The organism is Achromobacter sp. ISS7, from assembly GCF_056523125.1.
Window position 1 is genome coordinate 3,345,908 of record NZ_JAWRZD010000001.1, and the last position, 25,492, is coordinate 3,371,399.

General features: G+C 68.7%; 18 protein-coding genes. 5 read left to right on the forward strand and 13 right to left on the reverse strand.

Annotated elements, in window-relative coordinates:
* Window positions 1–3 precede the first annotated feature (3 nt).
* The 5 genes from AC1HFW_RS14865 to AC1HFW_RS14885 form a co-directional block, all read right to left on the reverse strand.
* Entirely contained in the window at window positions 4–981 is a 978-nt protein-coding gene (locus AC1HFW_RS14865; protein ID WP_006390274.1) for an ABC transporter permease, read from the reverse strand.
* Window positions 978–3,215 carry an ABC transporter substrate-binding protein gene (locus AC1HFW_RS14870; protein WP_085943696.1) on the reverse strand — a complete coding sequence of 746 codons (2,238 nt, stop codon included), beginning with the start codon at window positions 3,213–3,215 and terminating at the stop codon, window positions 978–980. Before AC1HFW_RS14870 ends, AC1HFW_RS14865 begins: the two co-directional genes overlap by 4 nt.
* 130 nt (window positions 3,216–3,345) lie before the next feature.
* On the reverse strand, window positions 3,346–4,014 hold the full coding sequence (locus AC1HFW_RS14875) for a thermonuclease family protein (protein WP_479284110.1): 669 nt from the start codon (window positions 4,012–4,014) through the stop codon (window positions 3,346–3,348).
* A 102-nt stretch (window positions 4,015–4,116) separates the two neighbouring features.
* Window positions 4,117–5,124, reverse strand: a complete 1,008-nt coding sequence (locus AC1HFW_RS14880) for a magnesium and cobalt transport protein CorA (protein WP_061073904.1) — start codon at window positions 5,122–5,124, stop codon at window positions 4,117–4,119.
* Window positions 5,125–5,223: 99 nt separating this feature from the next.
* Complete coding sequence (locus tag AC1HFW_RS14885) at window positions 5,224–7,314, reverse strand: ATP-dependent helicase (RefSeq protein WP_479284112.1); 2,091 nt, start codon at window positions 7,312–7,314, stop codon at window positions 5,224–5,226.
* A 109-nt stretch (window positions 7,315–7,423) separates the two neighbouring features.
* On the opposite strand from AC1HFW_RS14885, the gene AC1HFW_RS14890 reads away from it, so the two are divergent.
* Complete coding sequence (locus AC1HFW_RS14890) at window positions 7,424–8,335, forward strand: DUF72 domain-containing protein (RefSeq protein ID WP_006390279.1); 912 nt, start codon at window positions 7,424–7,426, stop codon at window positions 8,333–8,335.
* A gap of 74 nt (window positions 8,336–8,409) precedes the next feature.
* Here AC1HFW_RS14890 and pdxR read toward each other — a convergent pair whose 3' ends face one another.
* Complete coding sequence (gene pdxR / locus AC1HFW_RS14895) at window positions 8,410–9,942, reverse strand: MocR-like pyridoxine biosynthesis transcription factor PdxR (RefSeq protein ID WP_479284114.1); 1,533 nt, start codon at window positions 9,940–9,942, stop codon at window positions 8,410–8,412.
* 95 nt (window positions 9,943–10,037) lie between these two features.
* Between pdxR and AC1HFW_RS14900 the strand changes: the two genes are divergently transcribed.
* From AC1HFW_RS14900 to AC1HFW_RS14910, 3 genes are all read left to right on the forward strand, one after another.
* Entirely contained in the window at window positions 10,038–11,300 is a 1,263-nt protein-coding gene (locus tag AC1HFW_RS14900; RefSeq protein ID WP_479284116.1) for a 4-aminobutyrate--2-oxoglutarate transaminase, read from the forward strand.
* 147 nt (window positions 11,301–11,447) lie between these two features.
* Window positions 11,448–12,917: an NAD-dependent succinate-semialdehyde dehydrogenase gene (locus AC1HFW_RS14905; protein ID WP_061073902.1), complete on the forward strand. Its 1,470-nt coding sequence runs from the start codon at window positions 11,448–11,450 to the stop codon at window positions 12,915–12,917.
* A 198-nt stretch (window positions 12,918–13,115) separates the two neighbouring features.
* Window positions 13,116–13,970 carry an inositol monophosphatase family protein gene (locus AC1HFW_RS14910; protein ID WP_479284118.1) on the forward strand — a complete coding sequence of 285 codons (855 nt, stop codon included), beginning with the start codon at window positions 13,116–13,118 and terminating at the stop codon, window positions 13,968–13,970.
* Between the two features lie 182 nt (window positions 13,971–14,152).
* Here the strand turns inward: AC1HFW_RS14910 and AC1HFW_RS14915 are convergent, their stop codons facing one another.
* The 7 genes from AC1HFW_RS14915 to AC1HFW_RS14945 all read right to left on the reverse strand — a co-directional run bounded on the left by AC1HFW_RS14915 (window position 14,153) and on the right by AC1HFW_RS14945 (window position 23,790).
* A complete protein-coding gene (locus tag AC1HFW_RS14915) occupies window positions 14,153–14,980 on the reverse strand; it encodes an NAD-dependent protein deacetylase (RefSeq protein WP_479284119.1) in 828 nt (275 codons plus the stop codon).
* Between the two features lie 91 nt (window positions 14,981–15,071).
* Window positions 15,072–16,019 carry a serine O-acetyltransferase EpsC gene (epsC, locus tag AC1HFW_RS14920; RefSeq protein ID WP_006390285.1) on the reverse strand — a complete coding sequence of 316 codons (948 nt, stop codon included), beginning with the start codon at window positions 16,017–16,019 and terminating at the stop codon, window positions 15,072–15,074.
* Between the two features lie 183 nt (window positions 16,020–16,202).
* The gene (gene galE / locus AC1HFW_RS14925; RefSeq protein ID WP_035360708.1) at window positions 16,203–17,255 is read right to left on the reverse strand and encodes a UDP-glucose 4-epimerase GalE; all 1,053 of its coding nucleotides are present in this window, start codon (window positions 17,253–17,255) and stop codon (window positions 16,203–16,205) included.
* Window positions 17,256–17,268: 13 nt separating this feature from the next.
* On the reverse strand, window positions 17,269–18,942 hold the full coding sequence (gene pgi, locus AC1HFW_RS14930) for a glucose-6-phosphate isomerase (protein WP_479284122.1): 1,674 nt from the start codon (window positions 18,940–18,942) through the stop codon (window positions 17,269–17,271).
* A 13-nt stretch (window positions 18,943–18,955) separates the two neighbouring features.
* Window positions 18,956–20,359: a phosphomannomutase/phosphoglucomutase gene (locus AC1HFW_RS14935; protein WP_006390288.1), complete on the reverse strand. Its 1,404-nt coding sequence runs from the start codon at window positions 20,357–20,359 to the stop codon at window positions 18,956–18,958.
* A gap of 18 nt (window positions 20,360–20,377) precedes the next feature.
* The gene (locus AC1HFW_RS14940; RefSeq protein ID WP_061073899.1) at window positions 20,378–22,639 is read right to left on the reverse strand and encodes a GNVR domain-containing protein; all 2,262 of its coding nucleotides are present in this window, start codon (window positions 22,637–22,639) and stop codon (window positions 20,378–20,380) included.
* Window positions 22,640–22,653: 14 nt separating this feature from the next.
* Window positions 22,654–23,790, reverse strand: a complete 1,137-nt coding sequence (locus AC1HFW_RS14945) for a polysaccharide biosynthesis/export family protein (RefSeq protein WP_061073898.1) — start codon at window positions 23,788–23,790, stop codon at window positions 22,654–22,656.
* Window positions 23,791–24,037: 247 nt separating this feature from the next.
* Here AC1HFW_RS14945 and AC1HFW_RS14950 point away from each other — a divergent pair, with 247 nt between their 5' ends.
* Window positions 24,038–25,447: an undecaprenyl-phosphate glucose phosphotransferase gene (locus AC1HFW_RS14950; RefSeq protein ID WP_238890512.1), complete on the forward strand. Its 1,410-nt coding sequence runs from the start codon at window positions 24,038–24,040 to the stop codon at window positions 25,445–25,447.
* The last annotated feature ends 45 nt before the right edge of the window (window positions 25,448–25,492 follow it).

Here is a 25,492-nt window from a genome sequence, read left to right on the forward strand (position 1 = left end):
CGGCTACTCGAATCGGACGCGGGGGTCAGCCAGCGTGTAGGAAATATCGGCCAGGATCAGCCCCACGATGTACAGCGACGCGCCCAGGAACACCATGGCGCGCACGATGGAGAAGTCCTGCGCGTTGATGGCGTCGATGGTGTAGCTGCCCAGGCCCGGGATGCCGAAGAACGATTCGGCGATCAGGCTGCCCATGAACAGCAGCGGCAAGGCGGCAACCGTGCTGGTCAAGATCGGCAGCATGGCGTTGCGCAGCACGTGGCGGAACAGCACCACGCGCTCGGCCAGCCCCTTGGCGCGCGCGGTGCGCACGTAGTCCTTGCCGATCTCTTCCAGGAACAGGGTGCGGTAGAAGCGCGCCTCGGGCCCCAGGCGCGAGACGATCGCCACCAGCACCGGCAGCGCCAGGAACTTGACCATGTCCAGGCCGCCCTCGAAACCCGAGAACGGCACCAGCCGCAGCAGCTTGGCGAACATCCACTGCCCCGCGATGATGTAGAACAGGCTGGAGATCGACAGCAATATGACGCACACCACCACGCCCCAGAAGTCGAGCCGGGTGGCGCGGAAATACACCAGCGTCAGCGAGAACACGATGCTGGCGAACAGCCCCAGGAAGAAGGTCGGCACCGCCAGCGCCAGGCTCGGCCCCATGCGGGTCTGGATCTCGCGGCCGATGTCGCGGCCGCCGTCGGAGGCGCCGAAGTCCATCGCCAGGAGCGGCACCGAGCGCTGGTAGAACACGGTGTCGGTCAGTTGCGACGCGCCCTTGGCCTGGGCGTTGTAGAACAGCGGCTTGTCGTAGCCGTGCTCGACCTTCCATTTCTCGACCGCGTCCTGGCTGATGCGCTGGCCGCCGATGGCCAGGCGCGCCATGTCGTCGGGCGTGTTGACCGCGAAGAACAGGATGAAGGTGAAGAGGTTCACGCCGATCAGGATCAGCACGCCGTACAGCAGCCGGCGGATGACGTAGCCGATCATGATTGATGCTCCTTGCGGGACGCCTGGGCGAAGGCGGTCTGGCGTTCGCGCCGCTTGAGCGCCACGTAGGACGGCCAGATCGCCAGCGCGATCAGCAGCACGAACAGGCCCACCGGCCACCAGATGGGGGAATTCCATTCATCGATCTTGCGTTCGCGCAGGGCGGCATCGATCTTCATGTACTGCAGCGTGTTGCGCACCATCTGGGTGGGCTTGGCGTTGCCAACCCACTGCTGGTAGGCGCCGCCCGACATCGGGAAGTAGCCGAACATCCACGGCGCGTCGCGCTGCACGATGGCGACCATGCGCTGGATCAGGGCTTCCTTTGCGGGGCCGTCGTCCAGGAACTTCATCTGCTCGAACAGCTTGTCGTATTCGGGGCTGTCGTAGTTGGCGGCGTTCTCGCCGCCGTTCTTGGCCTTGGCGTTGGGGCCGTACAGCAGGAACAGGAAATTCTCGGCGTCGGGGTAGTCGGCGTTCCAGCCCCACAGGAAGATCTGCGCCGAGCCGCGCCGCATCTTGTCCTGGAAGCGGTTGTAGTCGGTCGAGCGCACGTCCATCTGCACGCCGATCTTGGCCATCTGCCGCCGCATCCAGTCGAACTGCGGATTGGAGCCGCCGCCGGTCATGGAGTCGTAGTACAGCACCAGCGGCGCGCCGGTCACGGCGTTGCGGCCATCGGGGTAGCCGGCCTCGGCCAGCAACTTGCGCGCGGTGTCGATGGATTTGCGCACCGGCTTGCCGTCGACCAGGTCGTAGACCACTGGGTTCACGCCCTCGGGCGGTTCGCGGTAGCCCAGCACGCCGGGCGGCACCGGGCCGTAGGCCACCGAGGCCTGGCTGTTCTCGAACACCGCCACGTACTCTTCCCAGTCGAAGGCGATGCTGATGGCCTGGCGCAGCTTGCGGTTCTTCTCGGCCTGCTCGGGCGTGTCGCCCTTGCCCACCACCGGGTCGAGCCAGTTGAAGCCCATGTACCAGTTGGCGGTCTCGACCGTGGTGGGCAGGCGGATGCCATGCTCGGCGTACTTGCGCGCCTTGTCCTGGCTGTCGCCGGCGGCCACCAGCATGGCCACGCCGTATTCGCCGCGCTCGATCTGCGGCAGGTCGTAGTAGCCCTGCATGAACTTGCCGGTCAGCGGAATGGCTTCCTTCTCGACGCTGAAGACGGCGCGGTCGATGAACGGCGTGGGCTTGCCGCAATCGGCCAGCAGGCCCGCCGCGCGGTCGCCCGGCTCGCCGTCGCAGGGATAGGGCTCGCCATGGAAGTTGGGGTTGCGGGCCAGCACGTGGCGGCGGTTCTGCAGCGACTCGGCCAGCATGTAGGGGCCGGTGCCGACGGGCCAGGTATTGAGCGACAGGTCGTGCTCGGCCATGCCGGGCTGGTTGTAGAAGCGGTCGGCCTCCCAGGGCACGGGCGCCGTGAAGGTCATCGCCAGCCAGTATTTGAACTGCGGATACTTGCCGTTGACGCGGATGCGCAGCGTGTGCGGATCGAGCGCCTGCACGCCGGTGAAGCCATCGGCCTCGCGCAGGTCCAGCCACGAGGCGCCGGCGCCGCCCGGCAGATCGCGGCGCAGCGCCTTGTCGCGCTCGCGCAGGCGGTCGCCGTAGTCCTTCAGGCCGCTCACGTATTCGGCCATCAGCGAATAGATCGGCGACACCACGCGCGGGCTGGCCAGGCGGCGGAAGGCGTAGACGTAGTCGTCGGCGGTGAGTTCGCGGCTGCCGGTGCGCGGGAAATCGGGAATGGCGAATTTGTCGGCCAGTTCCTCGGGCGCGATCGGGAAGTAGTCGTAGCCACCGTCGGTCTTGCGGGCGAAGGCCGGATGCGGCGCGAAGCGCATGCCGGGCTTGATCTTGATGTCGTAGACGCTCTGGGCGATCTGCTCGCCGGGCGCGTCGGCCGGCAGTTCCTTGCCCTGCGCGTCCAGGTAGACCGGCGGGTCGATCGAGGCCGCGGCGCGCGGAATCAGTTCGTAGGGCCGCTTGAGATAGTGGTAGCCGTACAGCGTCTCATAGATGTTGTAGGTATATGGGGTTTCGTCGGTGGAATAAGAGCTGGCCGGGTCGAGGTACTTGGGCGAGCGTTTGACGAAAGCGGAATACAGCGTGTTCTGGCCTTCGGCGCCGGTCGGATAGGGGCTGTTGATGGGACTGCCCTCCCGGGAGCAGCCCGCCAACGCCAGCAACAGCATCATGGCCGCCGCCCAGAGCCGCATCAAAGCACGCATGGAAACCTTTCCTTCAATTCAGTGCGACAGAGGATAGCAAAGGTGCATCCGCCCCAGTACCCTGGCATCCCCCTAGGGAACTTGCGGACGCGATTTCGCGCACACACCAGGACGGATTACCCCGCGGCCATCAGCCGCACTGCCGCTGGCGCCAGCAGTCGTAGCGCCACTTCCAGGGCTGCATCGGTTCCTTGCCGGCCCACAGGCCGCGGCCGGCGGCCTTGGCCTGGCGTTGCAGGTCGGGCATGGCCTTGTCGTTCAGGTATTCGCCCTGGCGCGCGGTGTAGGCCCAGGCGTAGCCGGCCTCGACCTGCAGGCGGTTGGCCGAGCGGCCGTCGTCCAGGATCAGCGCGCAGACGTCACGGCCGTACTGGTCCTTCAGGTAGCACTGGGCGGTCAGGGCCTTGCCGGCCACCAGGCTGGCCAGGTGCTGGCGCGAGGCCTCGGCGTAGGGCTGGCCGGGCTGGTCGGCGCCGTGGCCTTCCTCGGGCGCGTCGATGCTGTCCATGCGGATGCGGCGCTGGCCGTCGGGCGCGCGCAGCGTCACGGTGTCGCCGTCGGCCACGTTGACGATCATGCCGGTCAGGGTATAGCTGCCGGCCGGCACGGCGCCGGCCTGGGCCGCGCCCGGCCGGCCCTGCGAAGCCGGCGCGCTGGCGCCGGGCCGTTCGGCCGGACGCTCGCCGCCCTGGCGGGACGGCTGCAGCCAGTTGACGATAGCGCCCGCCGCCGCCAGGATCAGGGCGACGACGAGGGCGGTCAGCTTGCTGCCGCCGCGAAAGGGGGAATTGCCGCGCACGGGCCGGGCTCCGAAGAGGAAAACGCAGGCAGTTTGCCACAGCCCGGGCGGCGCCGGGCGGCCTCGTGCGCCCGCGCCGTCACGGTCGCGGCCGGGGCCGCGCTAGAGCCAGCCAGACTTGCGAAAGCGCCAGTACAGGAACGAACAGACCGAGACGATCACGCCCAGCGTGACGGGATAGCCAAACGGCGACTCCAGCTCGGGCATGAACTTGAAGTTCATGCCATAGATGCCGGCGATGGCCGTGGGCACCGCCAGGATGGCGGCCCAGGACGCCAGCTTGCGGGTGGTGTCGTTCTGCGCCGCCTGGCCGATCATCAGGCTGGCTTCGAAGGCGAACGCCAGCGACTCGCGCAGCGAATTGAACAGCTCGTCGACCCGCAGCACGCGGTCGGCCACCTCGCCGAAATACGGCCGGGCGTGCTCGTCCACGGCCGACATCTCGACCCGCGCCAGGCGCCGGCAGATCTCGGCCAGCGGCGACACCACGGTGTGGATGCGCAGCAGGTCGCGGCGCTGGCGGTACAGTTTGCGGATGTCCGAATCCTTGGCGCCGCGGATCAGCAGCTTCTGTTCGGCGCCCTCGACCACCGATTCGATCTTGCCGGCCGCCGCCACATAGCGGTCCACCAGCCAATCCAGCAATTCGGAGGCGACGTAATCGCTGCCGCGCTTGAGCAGGTCGGGCGCGGCTTCGAGCCGTTCGCGCAGGGGGCTGTGGCCGGCAGTGGCGCCGCGCCGCACGGTCACCAGGAAGCCTTCGCCAATCAGGAACTGGGTTTCGCCGAAGATGGGACGCTCGGCCTCGACCTCGACGGTGATGGCGACGATCAGCACCATGTTGCCGTAGTCGATGATCTTGGGCCGGCGGTGCGATTCCAGCATTTCTTCCTGGTTCTTGTCGCAGGCGCCAAGCTGATTGACCACGTCCGCCAGCCGCTCGGGGCTGGGATTGCGCAGGCCGATCCACAGCATGCCGTGCTTGGGATCGACGTGCTTGCCCACCTCCTCGATGGGCACCTCGTGGTCGCGCCGGCCATTCACATAGGCGATGGACGCCACGACTTCGCTCTTGGGCGCAGCGGCGGCGGCATTCTCTTCGGTAGACATAGACATCCTCTGGCGATGCGAGCCCTGCGGGTGCAACGTATCGGCCGATGATAGCCCACCGGCGCGCCCGCGCGGGCCGCCCGGGATCGGCCGACGACGCTAGGCGAACAGGTTGCGCACGCGCTTGGCCACGTCCACGCTGGGGGCCTGCGGCGCCTTGGCCTCGCGCGCCGGCAGGTCGGGCGGCTTGGGCAGGTGGTCGAACAGCGGCAGCATGGCGTTGGTGATGTAGCGGGTGCGCGAACCGTAGACATGGCGGTCGCCCATGCCGGTCTGCTGGTGCACGTAGAAACGCTGCGGCACGATCAGCTGCAGGCGTTCCTTGGCGCGCGTCATGGCCACGTACAACAGGCGCCGCTCTTCCTCGATCTCTTCGGCGCTGCCGGTGCTCATGTCGGACGGGATACAGCCGTCGACCACGTTCAGCACGTACACCGCCTTCCATTCCTGGCCCTTGGCCGAGTGGATGGTGGACAGGATCATGTAGTCCTCGTCGCGCGACGGCGCGCCGGATTCGTCGCTGGTGGCGTCGGGCGGGTCCAGCGTCAGCTCGGTCAGGAAGCGCTCGCGCGACGGATAGCCGGCGGCGATGCGCGCCAGCTGGTCCAGGTCGGTCTTGCGCACCCGCGCATCGTCGTACAGCCGTTCGAGCTGGCCGGCGTACCAGCGCAGCGCCAGGTCGACGTCGGCCGGCCAGCGCAGGCCGGGGTCGGCCAGCGCCGCGTAGGTATCGGCGAACGCGCCCCATTCCGCCTGCGCCGCCGCCCCCGGCTTGAATTCGCGCAGCGCGCGCAGCGGCTCGGCCGATTGCGCCATGGCGTCCATCAGCTTGCCGGCGGTGGCCGGGCCGATGCCGGGCAGCAACTGGGCCACGCGGAACCCCGCCATGCGCCCGCGCGGATTCTCGGCCCAGCGCAGCAGCGACAGCAGGTCCTTGACGTGCGCCGCTTCCAGGAAGCGCAGGCCGCCGAACTTGACGAAGGGGATGTTGCGCCGGGTCAGTTCCAGTTCCAGCGCGGCGCTGTGGCTGGAGGTGCGGAACAGCGCGGCCTGCGACTTGAGCGTGGCGCCGCCCTCGCGCTGCGCCAGCACCTGGTCGGCGACCCAGCGGGCCTGGCCGGCCTCGTCGCTGACGGTGACCAGCTCGGGCAATTGCGACGACGGCCGGTCGCTCCAGAGATCCTTGGCGTAGCGCTCGGCCGCCAGGCCGATGACGGCGTTGGAGGCGGTCAGGATGGGCTGGGTCGAACGGTAGTTGCGGTCCAGCGTGATGACGCGCGCCGGCTGCGGGAACTGGGCCGGGAAGTCGAGGATGTTGCGCACCGTGGCGGCGCGGAACGAATAGATCGACTGGGCGTCGTCGCCCACCACGGTCAGGCCGCGGCCATCGGGTTTCATGGCCAGCAGGATGGCGGCCTGCAGGCGGTTGGTGTCCTGGTATTCGTCCACCAGCACGTGGTCGAAGCGCGCGCCGACATCGGCGGCGATGGCCGCGTCGCCCATCATCTCGGCCCAGTACAGCAGCAGGTCGTCGTAGTCGAGCACCTGCTGGTCCTGCTTGGCGGCGACATAGGCGCGGAACAGGTTCTTGAGTTCGTCTTCCCATTGCGCGCACCACGGGAAAGTGCCGTGCAGCACGTCGGCCACCGGCGTCTGGCTGTTGACCACGCGCGAGTAAATCGCCAGGCAGGTGCCCTTGAGCGGAAAGCGCGACTTGGTGGCCGACAGGCCGAGCTCGTGGCGCACCATGCCCATCAGGTCCTCGGCATCGCCGCGGTCATGGATGGTGAAGGCCTCGGACAGGCCGATGCGCTGGGCGCAGTCGCGCAGCAGGCGCGCGCCGATGGCATGGAAGGTGCCGGCCCATGGCAGCGATGGCGCCTGCTGGCTGCCGCGCAGGTTCATCACCCGCTGCAGCACGCTGCCGACGCGCCGTTCCATTTCCTGGGCCGCGCGACGCGAGAAGGTCAGCAGCAGCATGCGCTGCGGATCGGCGCCGTTCAGGATCAGGTGGGCGACGCGGTGCGCCAGGGTGTTGGTCTTGCCCGAGCCGGCGCCGGCGATCACCAGCAGCGGGCCGTCGTCGCCCGCGCCGCCGACACCGAACTCGGCGGCCTCGCGCTGGGCGGGGTTGAGGTCGGCCAGGGGATCGGGACGGCTGGACGGGTTGGCGGGATTCTGGTCGGACATGGGGCGCGGGATGGACGGCGGCGGGCGCGCTCGGCGCGGCCCGATACCTGGGTATATATCCAGGTATCATAACCGCATCGCCTCCCGCTCCCGCTACGCCCGTTTTCCCATGCGCCTGCTTGCCGGCACCGCTTCCTGGACCGACCCCACGCTGCTGGCGTGCGGCCGCTTCTACCCGCGCGAGGCGCATGACGCCCAGTCACGGCTGCGTTTCTACGCCAGCCGCTTCGGGCTGGCCGAGGTCGATTCCAGCTACTACGCCCTGCCCAGCGCCGACAACGCCTATCTGTGGGCGCAGCGCACGCCCGACGATTTCGTCTTCAATATCAAGGCCTACCGGCTCTTCACCGGCCACCAGACGCCGCTGGCGTCGCTGCCGGCCGACATCCGCCGCGAACTGGACGACTGGCCCGAGCCGGTCATCTACCACCACGCCATGCCGGGCGACCTGCGCGACGAACTCTGGCGCCGCTACACGCTGGCGCTGGAACCCTTGCGCATGGCCGGCAAGCTGGGCGCGGTGCACTTCCAGTTCCCGCCCTGGCTGCGGCGCGACGCGCGCGGCCACGCGCTGGTGGCCGAATGCGCGCGGCGCCTGCCGGAACACCTGCTGTCGGTCGAGTTCCGCCACCGCAGCTGGTTCGACTCGGCCCCGGCCACGGACGCCACGCTGGCGTTCGAGCGCGAGCTGGGCCTGGTGCATACCGTGGTGGACGCGCCGCAGGGGTTCGACAACAGCGTGCCGGCGGTGTGGGCATGCACCCACCCCGACCTGACGCTGCTGCGCCTGCACGGGCGCAACGCCGCCACCTGGAACGCCAACGGCGCCGCGTCGTCGGGGCGCTTCCAATATGAATATTCCGAGGCCGAGCTGGCCGAACTGGCGCGCCGCTTCCAGGAACTGGCGCGGCAAAGCGGACAGGCGCACGCGGTGTTCAACACCAACTTCGAGGACCAGGGCATGCGCAACGCCACGGCGTTCGCGGCGGCGCTGGGCGGCGGACAGAACCGCCTGGACTGACGGGGGCCGGCGCGATCCGAACGCGCGGGCCGTGGGACGCCCCCCCGGTTCGCCGCCGGCTTTCAGCGCCCGCGTCAGGCCGGCTGCGCCACTTCCACCGCCGGCGCGGCGGGCGTCATGCGCGCCACCTCGGCCAGGCTTTCGAGCAGCACCTCGAACTTGCGCGCGATGTCGTGCTCGGGCACGCAGGCATAGCCCAGCAGCAGGCCGGGCCGGCGGCCTTCGGCGCCGACGTAGTAGCGCGACAGCGCCCGCGTCAGCACGCCCTTGCGGCGCGCCACCTCGACCACCCGCAGGTCGTCCAGGTGCGGCGGCAGCGTCAGCACCAGGTGCAGGCCGGCCAGGCTGGCGTCGCGGTGCAGCCACTCGGGCCCCAGGCGCCGTTCGATCAGGTTGACCAGCATGGCGCGGCGGCGCGCGTACAACATGCGCATGCGGCGGATGTGGGCGGCGTAGTGGCCCTCGGCGATGAAGGTGGCCAGCGCCGCGTGCGTCATCAGGTGGCCTTCGCGGTAGAGCTCGGCGTGGGCCGCCTGGAACGCCGCGGTCAGCGGCTTGGGCAGCACCAGGTAGCCGACCCGCAGGCCCGGGTACAGGGTCTTGCTGAAGGTGCCCATGTAGATCACGGGCGCGTCCGGCTCCAGCCCCAGCAGCGAGGCGATCGGCCGCCCCGAGAAGCGGAACTCGCTGTCGTAGTCGTCCTCGATGATCCAGCTGCCGTGGCGGCGCGCCACCGCCAGCAGTTGCCGGCGCCGCGCCAGCGACATCACCGGCCCCAGCGGATACTGGTGCGACGGCGTCACGAAGATGAAGCGCGGCGGCGCCATGCCGGGCGCCGCGTCGGCGTCCGGCAGGCGCATGCCTTCCTCGTCGACCGGCAGGTGCACCGTGTGCAGCCCGTTGGCCTGCAGCACCGTGCGCGCGCCCCAGTAGCCCGGGTCCTCGACCCAGGCGGTCTCGCCAGCCTCGCCCAGGATGCGGGTGGCCAGGTCGATGGCCTGGTGCGAGCCTTCGGTGATGAGGATCTGGTCGGGGTCGCAATCGATCGAGCGCGTCAGCGCCAGGTGCTGCGCCAGCGCTTCGCGCAGCGCCGGCAGGCCGCCGCCGTAGGCGTAGGTCAGCAGGTCGGGCGCGGGATTGCGCCACAGCGCGGAAAAGATGCGGCCGAACTTCTTGTGCGGGAATTCGGTCAGGTCGGGCACGCCCGGCATGAAGGCGCCCCACTGGTAGGGCGAGGCCGACACGCCGTCGACGATGGCGGCGCCGCGCGCCGACAGCGCCGGACGCGGCTGCGGCACCGGCGCGCGGCGCGACTGGCGGCCGCTGGCCAGGTAGGAGTCGGGCTGCGAAGCGTTGACGAAGGTGCCATTGCCCTGCAGGCTGCGGGTATAGCCTTCGGCCAGCAACTGGCCATAGACGTGCACCACGGTATTGCGGGCGATGCCCAGCTCGGTAGCCAGGTCGCGCGAGGCGGGCAGGCGCGAGTCGGCGGCAATGGAACCATCCAGGATGGCCTCGCGGATACCGTGGTACAGGCGCTTGTTCATCGGCCCGCCCGCGGCATCGGCCAGGCGCAGCTGTAGCAAGTCTCCGACGATGGACCGCAATTGGTTCTACCTGATTTATAAAAGTGGTTCCCACCAATGGGGCCATAGTAGCATTAAAGTAGGGTTTTACCGCCCACTTGCCATTCGAGGCTGAGATGAAGAATCAGGATTTGAATACCCGCCGTTCCCTGGCCACGCCGCGCGGCGTCGGCGTCATGTGCGATTTCTATGCCGTGCGCGCCGAGAACGCCACGCTGTGGGACGCCAACGGCAAGGAATACATCGACTTCGCGGGCGGCATCGCGGTGCTGAACACCGGCCACCTGCATCCCAAGGTCAAGGCCGCCGTCAGCGCCCAGCTCGACAACTTCACCCACACGGCCTACCAGATCGTGCCGTACGAAGGCTACGTCTCGCTGGCCGAGCGCATCAACCGCCTGGCCCCGATCGACGGCCTGAAGAAGTCGGCCTTCTTCACCACCGGCGTCGAAGCCGTCGAAAACGCCATCAAGATCGCGCGCTCGGCCACCGGCCGTTCGGGCGTCATCGCCTTCTCGGGTTCGTTCCACGGCCGCACCATGCTGGGCATGGCGCTGACCGGCAAGGTCGCCCCCTACAAGCTGTCGTTCGGCCCGATGCCGGGCGACATCTACCACGTGCCGTTCCCCAACGGCACCCAGTCGATCAGCGTGGCCGACTCGCTCAAGGCGCTGGACCTGCTGTTCAAGGTCGACATCGATCCCAAGCGCGTCGCCGCGATCATCATCGAACCGGTGCAGGGCGAAGGCGGCTTCAACATCACCCCGCCCGAACTGATGACGGCCCTGCGCAAGGTCTGCGACGAACACGGCATCCTGCTGATCGCCGACGAAGTGCAGACCGGCTTCGGCCGCACCGGCAAGCTGTTCGCCATGGAGCACCACTCGGTGCAGGCCGACCTGATCACCATGGCCAAGAGCCTGGGCGGCGGCTTCCCGATCTCGGGCGTGGTCGGCCGCGCCGACGTCATGGATGGCCCGGCCGCGGGCGGCCTGGGCGGCACCTACGCCGGCAACCCGCTGGCGGTGGCCGCGGCCCACGCCGTGCTGGACGTGATCGCCGAGGAAAAGCTGTGCGAACGCGCCGTGCAACTGGGCGACAAGCTGCGCGCCCACCTCGAGAGCCTGCGCGCCAAGGTGCCGGGCATCGCCGACGTGCGCGGCCTGGGTTCGATGGTCGCGGTGGAACTGAACGACGCCAACGGCAAGCCCGACGCCGAGGCGGTCAAGAAGGTGCAGGCCCGCGCCATCGAGCAAGGCCTGATCTTGCTAAGCTGCGGTGTGTACGGCAACGTCCTGCGTTTCCTGTACCCCTTGACCATCCCCGACGCCCAGTTCGACCGCGCGCTGGCCATCCTGGCCGAAGCCCTGGCCGCCTGAGGCCGCGAGACCCGATCATCCGGTTTTTCGGCTGGCAGGCATGACGATTGCGGGCGTGGCGAGCATTCCCGGCGGATTCCGCCCAGGGATGCGCGCCGCGCCCGCGTCCGCTTTGCCGGCCGCGTTCCCATCAAGGAGATTTTTGCAATGACTTCGTTGACTCATCCCCTGTCGCGTCCTGAACTGTTGCGCGACGCCTGCTACATCGACGGCAAGTGGGTGACGGCCGGCAACGGCCCGTCCATCCCCGTGGACAATCCCTCCACCGGCAAGACCATCGTGTCGGTGCCCAAGCTGGGCCGCAAGGAAACCGAGCAGGCCATCGCCAGCGCCGAGGCCGCCCTGCCCGCCTGGAGCGCCAAGACCGGCAAGGAACGCGCCGCGATCCTGCTGAAGTGGGCCCAGCTGATGATGCAGAACCAGCAGGACCTGGCCGCCATCATGACCTCGGAACAGGGCAAGCCCGTGACCGAGGCCGCCGGTGAAATCGCCTACGCCGCCTCGTTCCTGGAGTGGTTCGCCGAGGAAGCCAAGCGCATCGACGGCGACGTGCTGCAAAGCCCCAAGGCCGGCCAGCGCCTGCTGGCGCTGAAGCAGCCGATCGGCGTCACCGCCGCCATCACGCCGTGGAACTTCCCGGCCGCCATGATCACCCGCAAGGTCGGCCCGGCCCTGGCCGCCGGCTGCACCATGGTGGTCAAGCCGGCCCAGCAGACGCCGCTGACCGCGCTGGCGCTGGCGGTGCTGGCCGAAGAGGCCGGCGTGCCGGCGGGCGTGTTCCACGTCATCACCGGCAGCTCGCGCGACATCGGCGCGGCGCTGTGCGAAAGCGACGTGGTGCGCAAGCTGAGCTTCACCGGCTCGACCGAAGTCGGCCGCACGCTGATGGAGCAATGCGCCCCCACCATCAAGAAGCTGTCGCTGGAACTGGGCGGCAACGCGCCGTTCATCGTGTTCGACGACGCCGACCTGGACCGCGCGGTCGACGGCATCCTGGCCTCGAAGTACCGCAACGCCGGCCAGACCTGCGTCTGCGCCAACCGCATCTACGTGCAGGCCGGCGTGTACGAGGAAATCGCCAAGCGCCTGGTGGCCAAGGTCGACGCCATGAAGGTCGGCGACGGCTTCGGCGACGGCGTGACGCAAGGTCCGCTGATCGACGCCAGCGCGGTCGAGAAGGTGCAGGAGCACATCGCCGACGCCACCGCGCACGGCGCCAAGGTCATCGCCGGCGGCAAGCCGCACGCGCTGGGCGGCACGTTCTTCGAGCCGACCGTGGTGCGCGACGTGACCCAGTCGATGCGCTTCGCGACCGAGGAAACCTTCGGCCCGGTGGCGCCGCTGTTCCGCTTCGAGTCCGAAGACGAAGTCATCGGCATGGCCAACGACACCATCTTCGGCCTGGCCGCCTACTTCTTCACCCGCGACTACGCCCGCATCTGGCGCGTGTCCGAGGCGCTGGAATACGGCATCGTCGGCATCAACACCGGCCTGATCTCCAACGAAGTCGGCCCGTTCGGCGGCGTCAAGCAGTCCGGCCTGGGCCGCGAAGGCTCGAAGTACGGCATCGAGGAATACCTCGAGATCAAGTACCTCTGCGTCGACCTGGGCGCCTGAGCGCGCCCACCCTCCCCCCGGGCGCCCGCCCGGGGCGGATAAACGGGGCTCCGGTCCCGTTTATCCCCAGGAATTGTGGACAACCTGGCAGATAACTCCTGCACAGGTACAAAATCCCCTTTAAGTTCATACGGTTATAAATCGCGATCAAATGCAGCCCAGGCGTGATAGATTTGCGCGTTCCCTGGACAAGCGACTATGAGCAGATCTTTTACCCGTGAGGACACCCGCAAGCTGGCCGGCATCCTGGCCGAAGCCGCGCAGACGGAGGTCATGCCGCGCTTTCGCAACCTGCCCGAGGGCAGCGTGCGCGACAAGAGTTCGCCGCGCGACCTGGTGACCGATGCCGACGAAGCCGCCGAGCGCCTGATCGCCGCGCGCCTGTCCAAGCTGCATCCGGGCGCCGTGCTGATCGGCGAGGAAGCCTCGACCCGCAACCCCGCCCTGCTCAACATGCTGGTGGACGCCGACCTGGCGTTCCTGATCGACCCTATCGACGGCACCCGCAACTATGTCGCCGGCCTGCCGCTGTTCGGCATGATGATCGCCGCCTGCCATCGCGGCGACGTGATCGCCGGCGTGATCTACGACCCGGTCAACCGCGACAGCGCGCTGGCGGTGCGCGGCGAAGGCGCGTGGATGGAATACGAGAACGGCAAGCAGGCGAAACTGGCGGTCGCCAGCCCCGCCCCGCCCGAGGACATGGACGGCCTGATCTCCACGGGCTTCCTGCCCGAGCCGCTGCGCACCATGGTCAATGGCAACCTGTCGCGCCTGGGCAGCACCGCCTGCCTGCGCTGCGCCGCCCACGAATACCGCATGCTGGCGGCCGGCCACAGCCACATCGCGCTGTACAACCAGCTGACCGCCTGGGACCACGCTGCCGGCTGGCTGCTGCACCGCGAGGCCGGCGGCTACGCGGCGCGCTTCGACGGCTCGCCCTACAAGCCCACCCACCGCAGCGGCGGCCTGCTGTACGCCCCGGACGCGGGCAGCTGGCACGCGGCGCGCAAGGCCCTGCTGGGCGACGCGATTCCCGACGCCGAGACTTGACATTCGCCGCCAACGCGCCGGGAAATCCTCGCAAAATCGGGGTAATCCCTAGGAATTATCCACAGTATCTGTGGACAACCCTATGGAAAGGTCTGTAACGGCGCAAAAAAATCCTTACAGGGCGGGCACTTGGTTAAACCGGTCAAAAACCGGCCGCCGCTCTGTCCCCACCCCGTCTCTTTCTAGGCCGCCGTCAGCGCCTCCAGCGCCATGGCGCTGGGCAGCTCGACCTTGAGCGTCAGCAGGTTGTCGGCCCGCGTGCGGCCCAGGTTGATGGCCGCGATCGGCATGCCATTGCGCGAGGCCGCGGTGACGAAGCGGTAGCCCGAATAGACCATCAGCGACGAGCCCACCACCAGCACGGCGTCGGCCGCCATCAGGCCGGCATTGGCGCGGTCGACGCGCTCGCGCGGCACGGTCTCGCCGAAGAACACCACGTCGGGCTTGACGATGCCGCCGCAGACCGGACAGGGCGGCACCTGGAACGAGGCGAAGTCCACGCCCTCCAGGTCGGCGTCGCCATCGGGCGCGTCGTCGGCCTCGAAGGCGATCCAGTCGGGGTTGTGCTGGTGCAGCGCGTCCTGCCAGGCGTCGCGGCCGCCGCGCCAGTCGCAGTTCATGCAGCGCACCTGGTCGAGCCGGCCGTGCAGGTCGAGCACGTCGCGGCTGCCGGCGGCCTCGTGCAGGCCGTCGACGTTCTGCGTCACCAGCACCGACACCCGCCCGCGCTGCTGCAATTGCGCCAGCGCGCGGTGCGAGGCGTTCGGCTGCACCTTGCCGAAGCGGCGCCAGCCCACCATGCTGCGGGCCCAGTAGCGCGCTCGCGCCAGTTCGGTGCCCATGAAGGTCTGCAGCGTCATGGGCGGCGAACGCTTCCATTCACCGTCGGTGTCGCGGTAGTCGGGAATGCCGGAATCGGTGCTGACGCCCGCCCCGGTCAGCACGAACAGCCGCGGGTGGCGGTCGACGAAGCCGCGCAGCGCGGCCAGATCCGAAACACGTGTGTCCATCCAGGCTCCCGTATCGAATCCCGGGCGTCAGTGCCGCCCAGGCGAGAAGCGGGCGGCGCCAGGGCCGCCCAGCCGAAACGCGGACGCCGTATCAGCCGCCCAGGCCGCAATCCGGCATGTCGCTGACCAGGCTGGCCTGGGTGACGTTGCTGCCCGGCGGCACGCTGCGCGTGAGCCAGACGTTGCCGCCGATGGTCGAACCCTTGCCGATGGTGACGCGACCCAGGATGGTGGCGCCCGCGTAGATGACCACATCATCTTCGATCAGCGGGTGGCGCGCCAGGCCTTTCTTGAGTTCGCCGTTCTCGCCCGGCGGGAAGCGCTTGGCGCCCAGCGTGACCATCTGGTAGAGCCGCACGCGGTCGCCGATGATGGCGGTTTCGCCGATCACCACGCCGGTGCCGTGGTCGATGAAGAAGCTGCGGCCGATGGTCGCGCCCGGGTGGATGTCGATGCCGGTGTCGGCGTGGGCGATCTCGGCCACGATGCGGGCCAGCATCGGCACGCCCAGGCGGTACAGCACGTTGGCCAGGCGGTGGTGGATCATGGCGGCCACGCCGGGATAGCACAGCAGCACCTCGTCGACGCTGTGCGCGGCCGGGTCGCCCTGGTAGGCGGCGGTCACGTCCAGGTCGAGCGCGGCGCGCACGCGCGGCAGCTCGGCGCCGAACTGGCGCACGATCTCGATGGCGCGCTGCTGCGAATCGGCCAGCAGCACCGGATCATCGCGGCCGACGTATTGCAGCTCCAGGCCGACCTGGTGCAGCAGCGCGTCCAGCGCCGCGCCGATGGTGTGGCCAACGTAGAAATCCTCGACTTCCTCGCGCAGGTCGATGGGCCCCAGGCGCATCGGGAACAAGGCGCCACAGAGGTCCTTGATGATCTGGCGCAGGCTTTCCTGCGACGGGAACTCGCGCAGGCCGGCGTCTTCGCGCAGGCGGCCGCGCGGGCCGCGCCAGGCCACGCGCGCCTCGCGCAGGCCCGAGACGATGCTGTCCAGGTTCCAGTGGGCGGAAGGAAGATAGGCCGGGCCGCTCATAGGAACAGCCCCTGCTGGGCGCCGGACGGAACGGCAGACGGAAGAGAATCGAACATGAGGGGGCCTCGATGACGGTGCATCGCCCACGGCGGCGGGGCCGCGCGGCGATGCTGCTTTGCAATATATCCGTCAACTGTAACCGCTCGGCCCGCTTCGCGGAACCCATCCGACACGGCGTTGGGGTTATGCCGCCGGCGGATCGGTGTCGTAGCCGCGCGGGTTGCCCTGCTGCCAGCGCCAGCCGTCGGCGCACATGGCCTCGACCCCGCGGGTGCTGTGCCAGCCCAGCAGCGACGCCGCCAACGCCGGGTCGGCCCACATCCGCTCGATATCGCCGGGGCGGCGCGGCCCGGTGCGCAGCGGGATGCGGCGCTGGCTGACGCGCTCGAACGCGTGCACCAGTTCCAGCACGCTGGTGCCGCGCCCGGTGCCCAGGTTGACCGCGACGAAGCCGGGATGGCCGGTGGCATAGGCCAGCGCCTGAACGTGGCCCTGCGCGAGGTCCATGACGTGCAGGTAGTCGCGCACGCCGGTGCCATCCTCGGTGGCGTAGTCGTCGCCGAACACGTTCAGGAACGGTTGCCGCCCCACCGCCACCTGCGTGATGTACGGGAACAGGTTGTTGGGCACGTCGCGCGGACTCTCGCCGATCTGGCCGCTGGGATGCGCGCCGATCGGATTGAAGTAGCGCAGCGTGACCGCGCCGAAGCCCGGTTCGGCCGCGCACAGGTCGCGCAACATCTGCTCGACCATCAGCTTGCTGCGGCCATAGGGATTGGCCGGCGCCAGCGGATGCGCCTCGGTGAACGGCAGCGAGCGCGGCTCGCCATAGACGGTGGCCGACGAGCTGAACACCAGCCGCGTCACGCCCTCGTCGCGCATGGCGCGCAGCAGCGCGATCGAGCCCGCCACGTTGTTGTCGTAATACTTGAGCGGGTCGGCCACCGATTCGCCGACGGCCTTGCAGCCGGCCAGGTGCAGCACCGCCTGCACCGGCTCGCCGCGCCGCGCCTCGCGCGCCAGCAAGGCCTGCACCAGGCCGGTCTGGCGGATGTCGCCTTCGACCAGCGGGATCGGCGTCCCGCACAGGCGCTCGACCCGCCGCACCGCCTCCGGGCTGCCGTTGCTGAAGTTGTCCAGCACCAGCGGCCGCTGGCCGGCGGCCAGCATCGCCACCAGGGTGTGGGCGCCGATGTAGCCGGCGCCGCCCGTGACCAGCACGCGCATCTCGCTCATGGCCGGCTCCCCGTCACAGATGCGCCGCCACGCCGGGCAGCCGGGCATGGCGCGGTTGCGGCGCCTGGGCGTGGCCGCGATAGCGGTCGATCCAGTACGAGGTGGACGCGTCGTGGCCCCAGTCGACCACGCCGGCCGCCACCGGCACCGCCAGCTCGCGCTCGATGCCGGTGGCCAGCCGCTTGCCCAGTTCCACGCCCCACTGGTCGAACGGATTGACGCCCCACACCACGCTCTGCACGAACACCTTGTGCTCATACAGCGCCAGCAGCGCGCCCAGCGCGCGCGGCTCCAGCTGGCGCAGCACGATCAGCGTGGATGGCCGCCCGCCCGGATGCACCATGTGGTGCGCCAGCGTCAGCGCCTGCCCGGGGTCCTCGACATGGGCCACGTCCAGCAGCGCCTGCTCCAGGTCCTTGCCGCGCAACAGGGCCTGGCGCTGCGCCAGGCAATTGGCCAGCAGCATGCGGTGGGCGTCGGGGCTGTTCGGGTGGCCCTGCAGGCTGGCGATGAAATCGACCGGCGCGCCATGCGCGCTCTGGTGCAGCCATTGGAAGAAAGTGTGCTGGCCGTCGGTGCCGGGCATGCCCCAGATGATCGGCGCGGTCGGCACGTCCACCGCGGCGCCGTCGCCGCCGACGCGCTTGCCCAGCGATTCCATTTCGAGCTGCTGCAGGTAGGTCACCAGGTGCAGCAGCCGCGCACTGTAGGCCGCGATATTGAGCGAGCCGTGGCCCAGCACGCTGCAATTGACCAGGCCGGCCAGCGCCAGCTGCACCGGCGCGTTGGCGCCCAGCGGCGCCTGCTGGAAATGCTGGTCCATGGCCTCGGCGCCGGCGCGCATGCCGATCAGCACGTCGGCGCCCACCGTCAGCGCAATCGACAGCCCGGCCACCGACCAGACCGAATAGCGTCCGCCGACCCAGTCGCACATGCGGAACACCTGGCTCGCCGGCACCCCGAGGGCGCGCGCGGCGGGCGCGTTGGCGGTCACGGCCGCCAGGTGCGCCGACGGGTCGGCCACCCCGCCCTGGCGCAGCCAGGCGATGGCGGCGCGGGCGTTGTGCAGGGTCTCGGCCGTGGTGAAGGATTTGGACGACACCACCACCAGGCAGCGGCGCGGGTCGAGCCCGGCCACCGCGTCATGGAAGGCATGGCCGTCGATGTTGGAGACGAAGCGGATCTGGCGGCGCTGGCCCGGGCCGCCGAAGGCCTGGATCGCCAGGCGCGGGCCCCAGTCGCTGCCGCCGATGCCGATGTGCAGCACGGTAGCGAAGTCGGCGTTCTGGTCGACGTGCCGCACGAAATCGGCCATGCGCGAATACTCGCAGACCGAGTCCCGGTCCTGGCCGTCCGGCTGTTCGCGGGTGCGGCCGGCGCGCAGCGCGGTGTGCCAGGCCGGCTTGCCCTCGGTCCAGTTGACCGGGCCGCCGGAGAACAGCGCCTGCCGCGCCGCGTCCAGCCCGCGGGCGCGCAGCAGCGCCAGCGCGGCCGCCTCCAGCGCGGGCGATTGCCGCTGCATGGTCAGGTCCACGCACAGGCCCGCCGCCTCGATCACCTTCAATGCGCCCGCGTCCAGCGCGGCGCCGTGCGCCGCTTGCGCGAAAGCGCGCCATTCCAGGCTGGCGGCGAGGCTGTCGGCCTCAACCGCGGCCTCGGCCTCTCTCGCAAAATTCGCATTACCCATCGCGTGATGCTCCTTAGAACGGTAAACGGATATGGGGGGCAACGCGCCGGAACGCATTGCGGAAGTCCTCCTCGATGCGGGCCAGGGCGGCCACGGAGTCTCCTTCGAAGCGCAACACCACCGTGGGCGTGGTGTTGGACGGCCGCGCCAGGCCGAAGCCGTCGGCGTAGTCGACGCGCACGCCATCCAGGTCGTTGATGGACAGCGCGCCCGGAAACTGGCCGCCGGCGCGCAGCGCCTCGACCAGCTCGAACTGCTCGCCCTGGGTGGTTTCCAGCTTGATTTCGGGGGTGGCGCAGGACTGCGGCAGGCTCTCCAGCAGCGCCGACGGATTGGGCGCCCCGGACAGGATCTCCAGCAGCCGGGCGGCGGCGTAGATGCCGTCGTCGAAGCCGTACCAGCGTTCCTTGAAAAAGATGTGGCCGCTCATCTCGCCGGCCAGCAGCGCGCCGGTCTCGCGCATCTTGGCCTTGATCAGCGAATGGCCCGTCTTCCACATGGTGGCCTTGCCGCCGGCCTCGGTGATGGCGCGCGCCACGTGGCGGCTGCACTTGACGTCGTAGAGGATCTCGGCGCCCGGGTTGCGCGCCAGCACGTCGCGGGCGAACAGGATCAGCTGGCGGTCGGGCCAGATGATCTGGCCCGACTTGGTCACCACGCCGAGCCGGTCGCCATCGCCATCGAACGCCAGTCCGACCTCGCAGTCGGAGTAGCGCAGGCAATAGATCAGGTCCTGCAGGTTCTGCGGATCGGCCGGGTCCGGGTGATGGCCGGGAAAGGCCCCGTCCACCTCGCAGAACAGCTCGGTGACCTCGCAGCCGAGGGCGCGGAACAGCGCCGGCGCCACCGCGCCGGCCACGCCGCTGCCGCAGTCGATGGCGATCTTCATCGGCCGCGCCAGGCGGATGTCGCCCACCAGCCGCGCCGCGTAGCACGGCTGGATCTGCATCTGCGTGCGGCCGCCGGCCACGCTGGCCGATTCGATCGGCAGGCGCATCGCGTCGCGCAGCGCGGTGATGCCGTCGCCGTACAGCGAGGCGCCGTCCAGCACGATCTTGAAGCCGTTGTGGGCCGGCGGATTGTGGCTGCCGGTGACGGCGATGCCGGCGCCGGTGTCCATCAGGCGGGCCGCGAAATAGACCATCGGCGTGGTCGCCATGCCGATGTCGATCACGTGCAGGCCGGCCGAGCGCAGCCCGGCCTGCAGCGCCGCCGCCAGCTCCACGCTGCTCAGGCGCCCGTCGCGCCCCACCACCATGGCGCGCGCGCCCAGCTCCAGCGCCCGCACCCCGGCCGCCATGCCCAGGCTGTGGGCGAAGCGGGCGTCGATCTCGTCGGGCACCGTGCCGCGTATGTCGTACGCTTTGAAGACCGCATCCAGGATCTGCGGCGTTTCCCAGCCAAACGTTCCATGCATGCCAGTTCTCCGCGGGGGTTACTTGGGGCCGTTCTGCTTGAAATCACCGTAGTAGGCCGCCCGCGAATAGCGGTATCCGCCATATTTGGAGCGGAACCCGAAGCGCTCGGGCATCAGCTTGAGTCCGTTGAACAGCACGCCGTCGACCGGCGCGCCGGCCTGGATCAGGCGCTTGGCGGTTTCGCGGATCTCGCCCACGGTATTCATGCCCGACCGCACCACCACCATGACCGCCGCGGCATGCGTGCCGACCACCGCGGCATCGGGCGAAGACAGCACCGGCGCCGTGTCCAGGATGACCATGTCGTACTGGCTGGCCAGTTCGCGCAGCGTCTGGCCGAAGATCGGCGAGGCCAGCAGCTCCGACGGATCGAAGCTGACCGCGCCGGTGGCGATGAAGTCCACGCCTTCGGAGACGCTGTGCTTGCGCACCCGTTCCAGCGGCAGCGTGCCCGACAACACCTCGAACAGGCCGTCTTCCTTGGGCACGCCGAAATAGCGATTGAGCTGGCCCTTGCGGAAGTCGGCGTCGATCAGCAGCACGCGCTTGCCGACCCCGCCCTGGATAAAGGCGAAGTTGGCCGACAGGAACGACTTGCCCACGCCCGCCACCGGGCCGGTGAACATGACCATGTTGTTGGCCGACTGGCGCAGCGACGCCTGCAGCACGTTGCGGAACGACCGCAGGCTCTCGATCGGCGGCGCGTTGCCCTGGCTCTGCGCCAGCAGCGCGGGCACCGTGGCGTTCTTGCGCCGGCTGCGGCGCCACAGCTTGTCCTGCAGGTCGCTGTGCGGAATCGCGGCCAGCACCGGCAGGCCGGTGTAGCGCTCGACGTCGTCCGGCTCCGACAGCCCCCCGAATAGCGCGTTGCGCACGAAGGCGCACAGCACGCCAATGATCAGGCCGATGGCCGTGGCCACGGCGATGATGATGGCGGCCTTGGGGCGCACCGGCTTGTCCGGCTGCACCGCGGCATCCAGGATGCGCACGTTGCCGACCTTGCCGGCGCGGATCAGGCGCAGCTGCTGGGCGTTGTTCAACAGGCCCGTGTACAGCTCGGTATTGACGCGCACGTCGCGCACCAGCCGCACCACGTCCTGCTCCAGGTCGGGCAGTTGCTTGATGTTGTTGCCGATGCGGTTGACATCGCCCGTCAGCGAGGCGATCTGGCGGTCGATGGCGACGATGCTCGGATGGGTCGGCGCGAACCGGGTGATCAGTTCCTGGCGCTTGGCGCGCAGTTCCATCACCTTGGTCTGGGCGTCCACCGACTGCGCCAGGATCAGCTTGGCCTCTTCGCTCAGGTCGATGGTGCCGCGCTTGTTGCGCAGCGAGTTGTACTTGGTCTCGGCCGCGTCCAGCTCGCGCTTGAGCTGCGGCAGCTGCTGGTCGAGGAAGGCCAGCGACTTCTCGGCCTGCGCCGACTTGCGGTTGACGTTCTGCTGCACGTATTCCTGGCCGATCTGGTTCAGCACCGCCGTGGTCAGCACCGGATCGTTGCCTTCCAGCGTGACCCCGATCACGCCGGAGGTGCGGCCGCGCTCGAAGATGCCCAGGCGCGACTGCACGTCCTCGATGGCCGCCAGGCGCGAGGTGCGCGAGACCGTGAACTCCGTGCCGGGCCGGCCGTTGAGCGCATCGACGTGCACGTCCAGCGCGCCGCCGCCGGGCAGCAGGAAATGCTCGGGCTTGCCGACGGTGCCGTTGAAGGTGGCGCCAGTGAGCTTGTCGTTCAGGCTATAGGCGCCCTCGCCCAGGGTGGTGATGCGAAAGGGCTTGCCCAGCCATTCGTTGGGCACGTCCAGCTGCGAGATCGAGATCGACTCGCCGCCCCAGGCGTAGCCGCCGCGGGGCAGCCCGGACGGATACGGCAGGCTCTCGTGGCGTTGCGCCAGCCATTCGCCCACCACCGGGAAGTAGCGCGGCTTGGCGTGGATGTAAAGCATGAACTTGTCGACGGCCGGCCCCACCACCATGCGCGAACGCAACACTTCCATTTCGCCGGAGGTCTCGGCCTTGGTGTCGAAGATGGCGGACACGTCGCCCAGGAGGCTGCGGCTCTGGCCTTGCGGCAGCTCCTCCTCCACCTGGACGATGATGTCGGCCGAATAGACCGAGGGAGTCACCATGACGTAGGCGACGGCCCCCAACAGCGCGATCAGGGTGATGGCGATGATCAGCCAGCGGTTGGAGAAGATGGCGTCCACGTGCGAGGACAGCGGGGTTTCCTGCTGGCGAGCCGGGACGGAGGGCTCGAACGATTCGATAGGCAACGGCATGCAGCTCTCCAGGGTTACTTGATGGAATGCACGGTCTGTACCGTTTGCGCGCTCGGGAACAGATTGCTGATGAAGCGGTTCCACCGCACCAGCGCCGCCGTATCCACGAAGACGACATCTTTGGGTTGCAACTCGAACTTCTCCGCCACCGCGTAAGCCTGCGGCGAGGCGGCGTTCAGGTGGAACACCAGCGGCGTGGCCTGCTCGGTGCTGCGCACCACGAACACCTGCGACGAGTCGGCGGTCAGCTGGTTGGGCCCTCCCGCCACGCCCAGCGCCTCATTCAACGTCAATCTGCCGTCGCGCATCACGATCGTGGACGGCACAGTCACTTCGCCGGTCACGAACACCTTGCTCTCATCCCTCGGAGTCACCCGGACGATGTCGCCCGACTTCAGCATGACCTGATTCAGGTCCTGGCCGCGGTCGATCAACGCGGGCAGATTCACGCGCGTCTTCTTGCCTTCGCGGATGACATAGACGCTGCTGCGATCCCCCGTGGGCAGTACGCCGCCCGCCCGGTTGATCGCTTCCAGCAAGGTCATGGGAATGTCGTTGATCGCCACCGTGCCTGGCGTCTTCACCTCGCCTTCGACGTAGACCCGCTTGCTGCGATAGCCCAGCACGCGCACCGTGATCTGCGGGTCCTGGATGTATTTGCCCGAACTATTGACTATGAGATTGCGCGCCTGGAGTTCAGTCAACCCCGCCACTTTCAGCAGTCCCGTATAGGGAAATTGGATATATCCAGTGGAGGAGACCGTATACCCCGGAATGCCCGATGCGGTGTCTCCAAAGGCTAGTTCGGTCACCCCAGTGCCGATGGCGTAGGTTTGCGTCGGAAGCACGAGCTCGGGGTGATCCCAGACCACGATCGAGAGGATGTCCCCGGGGCCGATGCGATAGGGTTCGGCCTTGTCGACCAGCCGCGAAATGCCGTCGTTGTCCAGCAGCGCCTGGCGGGCGCGGTTGTCGTCCAGCACCAGGGAAGGCGTGATCTCCTTGATCTGCGCCACCGAGTTTGGATCGAGCGGATCCACCAGGTGCTTGGCGTTGAAGGTCATGCCGGGAGAAAGGGCGCAGGCGCCCAGCGAGGACACGAGCGCGATCGCTGCGATGGCTCGGCTCAACGTTCCGAAAAATGTCGTCATGGCGAATCCACTGTGAATGACTTCGTTGCTTGGAAAGGAGCCCGATGCGTAACGGGTTGCGACATTCCACTCTCTTTTCCAGCCCCCGCACATTCGACGGATGCCCTAAGCCTTCTCCTACATCGTTTGGAGGTTTCGGGTGCGCCGGGCACTCAATAAGATTTCGACGGTAGCCACATGCTTTGCGGCGGTGCACCGTTGTTTTCCCCGCGGCCGCAGGGCGACTCCCCGAACAAAGGAGTACGCGATGGACCCGTCCCTTACGGACACGTCGGCGAGAGCGAATCGATCCAGCTATCTGTACCGGCTGCTGGATGCCGCGATCGTCATCATCTGCGGCCTCGCCGTCACCGAGTTCAAGTTCTCGGATGAGGCGATGGCGGATCCCCCGCAGATCCACCTGTTCCTGATCTACCTGTGCGGCGTGGGCGTCATCGCGCTGTTCCCGGCCTTCCGCCTCTATGTGTCGTGGCGCGGCCGGCGCCTGACCGACCTGGTGGTGCGCAGCCTGGCGGCCTGGGCCCTGGTGTTCGCGCTGGGCATTCTGGTCAGTTTTCTCATGCACCAGAGCGCGGCGGTATCGCGCTTGTGGGCGGCGACCTGGTTCGGCTCCGTCGCCCTGGCGCTGGCCGGCGTGCGCCTGGCGGCCTACACCATCCTGGGCGCGGCGCGCGACCGCGGCCTGGACCGCAAGCGCGTGCTGCTGGTCGGCTTCGGCGCGCTCGGCCACGACCTGTGGCGCCGCGTCGAACGCTACCGCGAGGCCGGCTACGAGGTCGCCGGCATCTACGCCGAGGCCCACGAGAACCTGCCGCCGCAAGTCCGGCGCCTGCATGAGCTGGACGCGCTGCATGGCTTCGTGCGCGAGCACGACGTGCGCGAAGTCTGGATCGTGCTGCCGATGGAGGCCGGCCAGGAATTGCGCGAGGTGCTCTACCACCTGCGCAACGACCTGGTGGACATCCGCTGGATCCCCGACGTGATGTCGATCCAGCTGCTGGGCCACCGCATCGGCGAATTCCTCGGCCTGCCCGCCATCCAGCTCAACAGCCTGCCGGCCGCCGGCGTGCGCGGCCTGGCCAAGGAAGCCTTCGACCGCGCCTTCGCGCTGTGCGCGCTGGTGGGGCTGTCGCCGGTGATGCTGACGGTGGCCTGCCTGGTGAAGCTGACCTCGCGCGGCCCGGTGCTGTTCACCCAGCCGCGCCTGGGCGTGGACGGCAAGGTGTTCCACGTCTACAAGTTCCGCACCATGACCGTGCACCAGGAGCACGGCGTGGTCACCCAGGCCACCCGCAACGACGCCCGCATCACCCGCATCGGCGGTTTCCTGCGCCGCACCAGCCTGGACGAACTGCCGCAGTTCCTGAACGTGCTGCGCGGCGACATGTCGGTGGTCGGCCCGCGCCCGCACGCGCTGGAGCACAACGAGCTCTACAAGGACCTGGTGCAGCGCTACATGATGCGTCACCGCGTCAAGCCGGGCATCACCGGCTGGGCCCAGGTCAACGGCCTGCGCGGCCAGACCGACACGCTGCGCAAGATGAGCGACCGCGTCGAGCACGACATCTATTACATCCAGCACTGGACGTTCCGGATGGACCTGATCATCATCGCCCGCACGGCGGTGTCCGGATGGACGGGCCGAAATGTCTACTGAACCGCTCGGCTGGCCCCTGATCGTCCCGGCGCGCGTGCGTTTCGC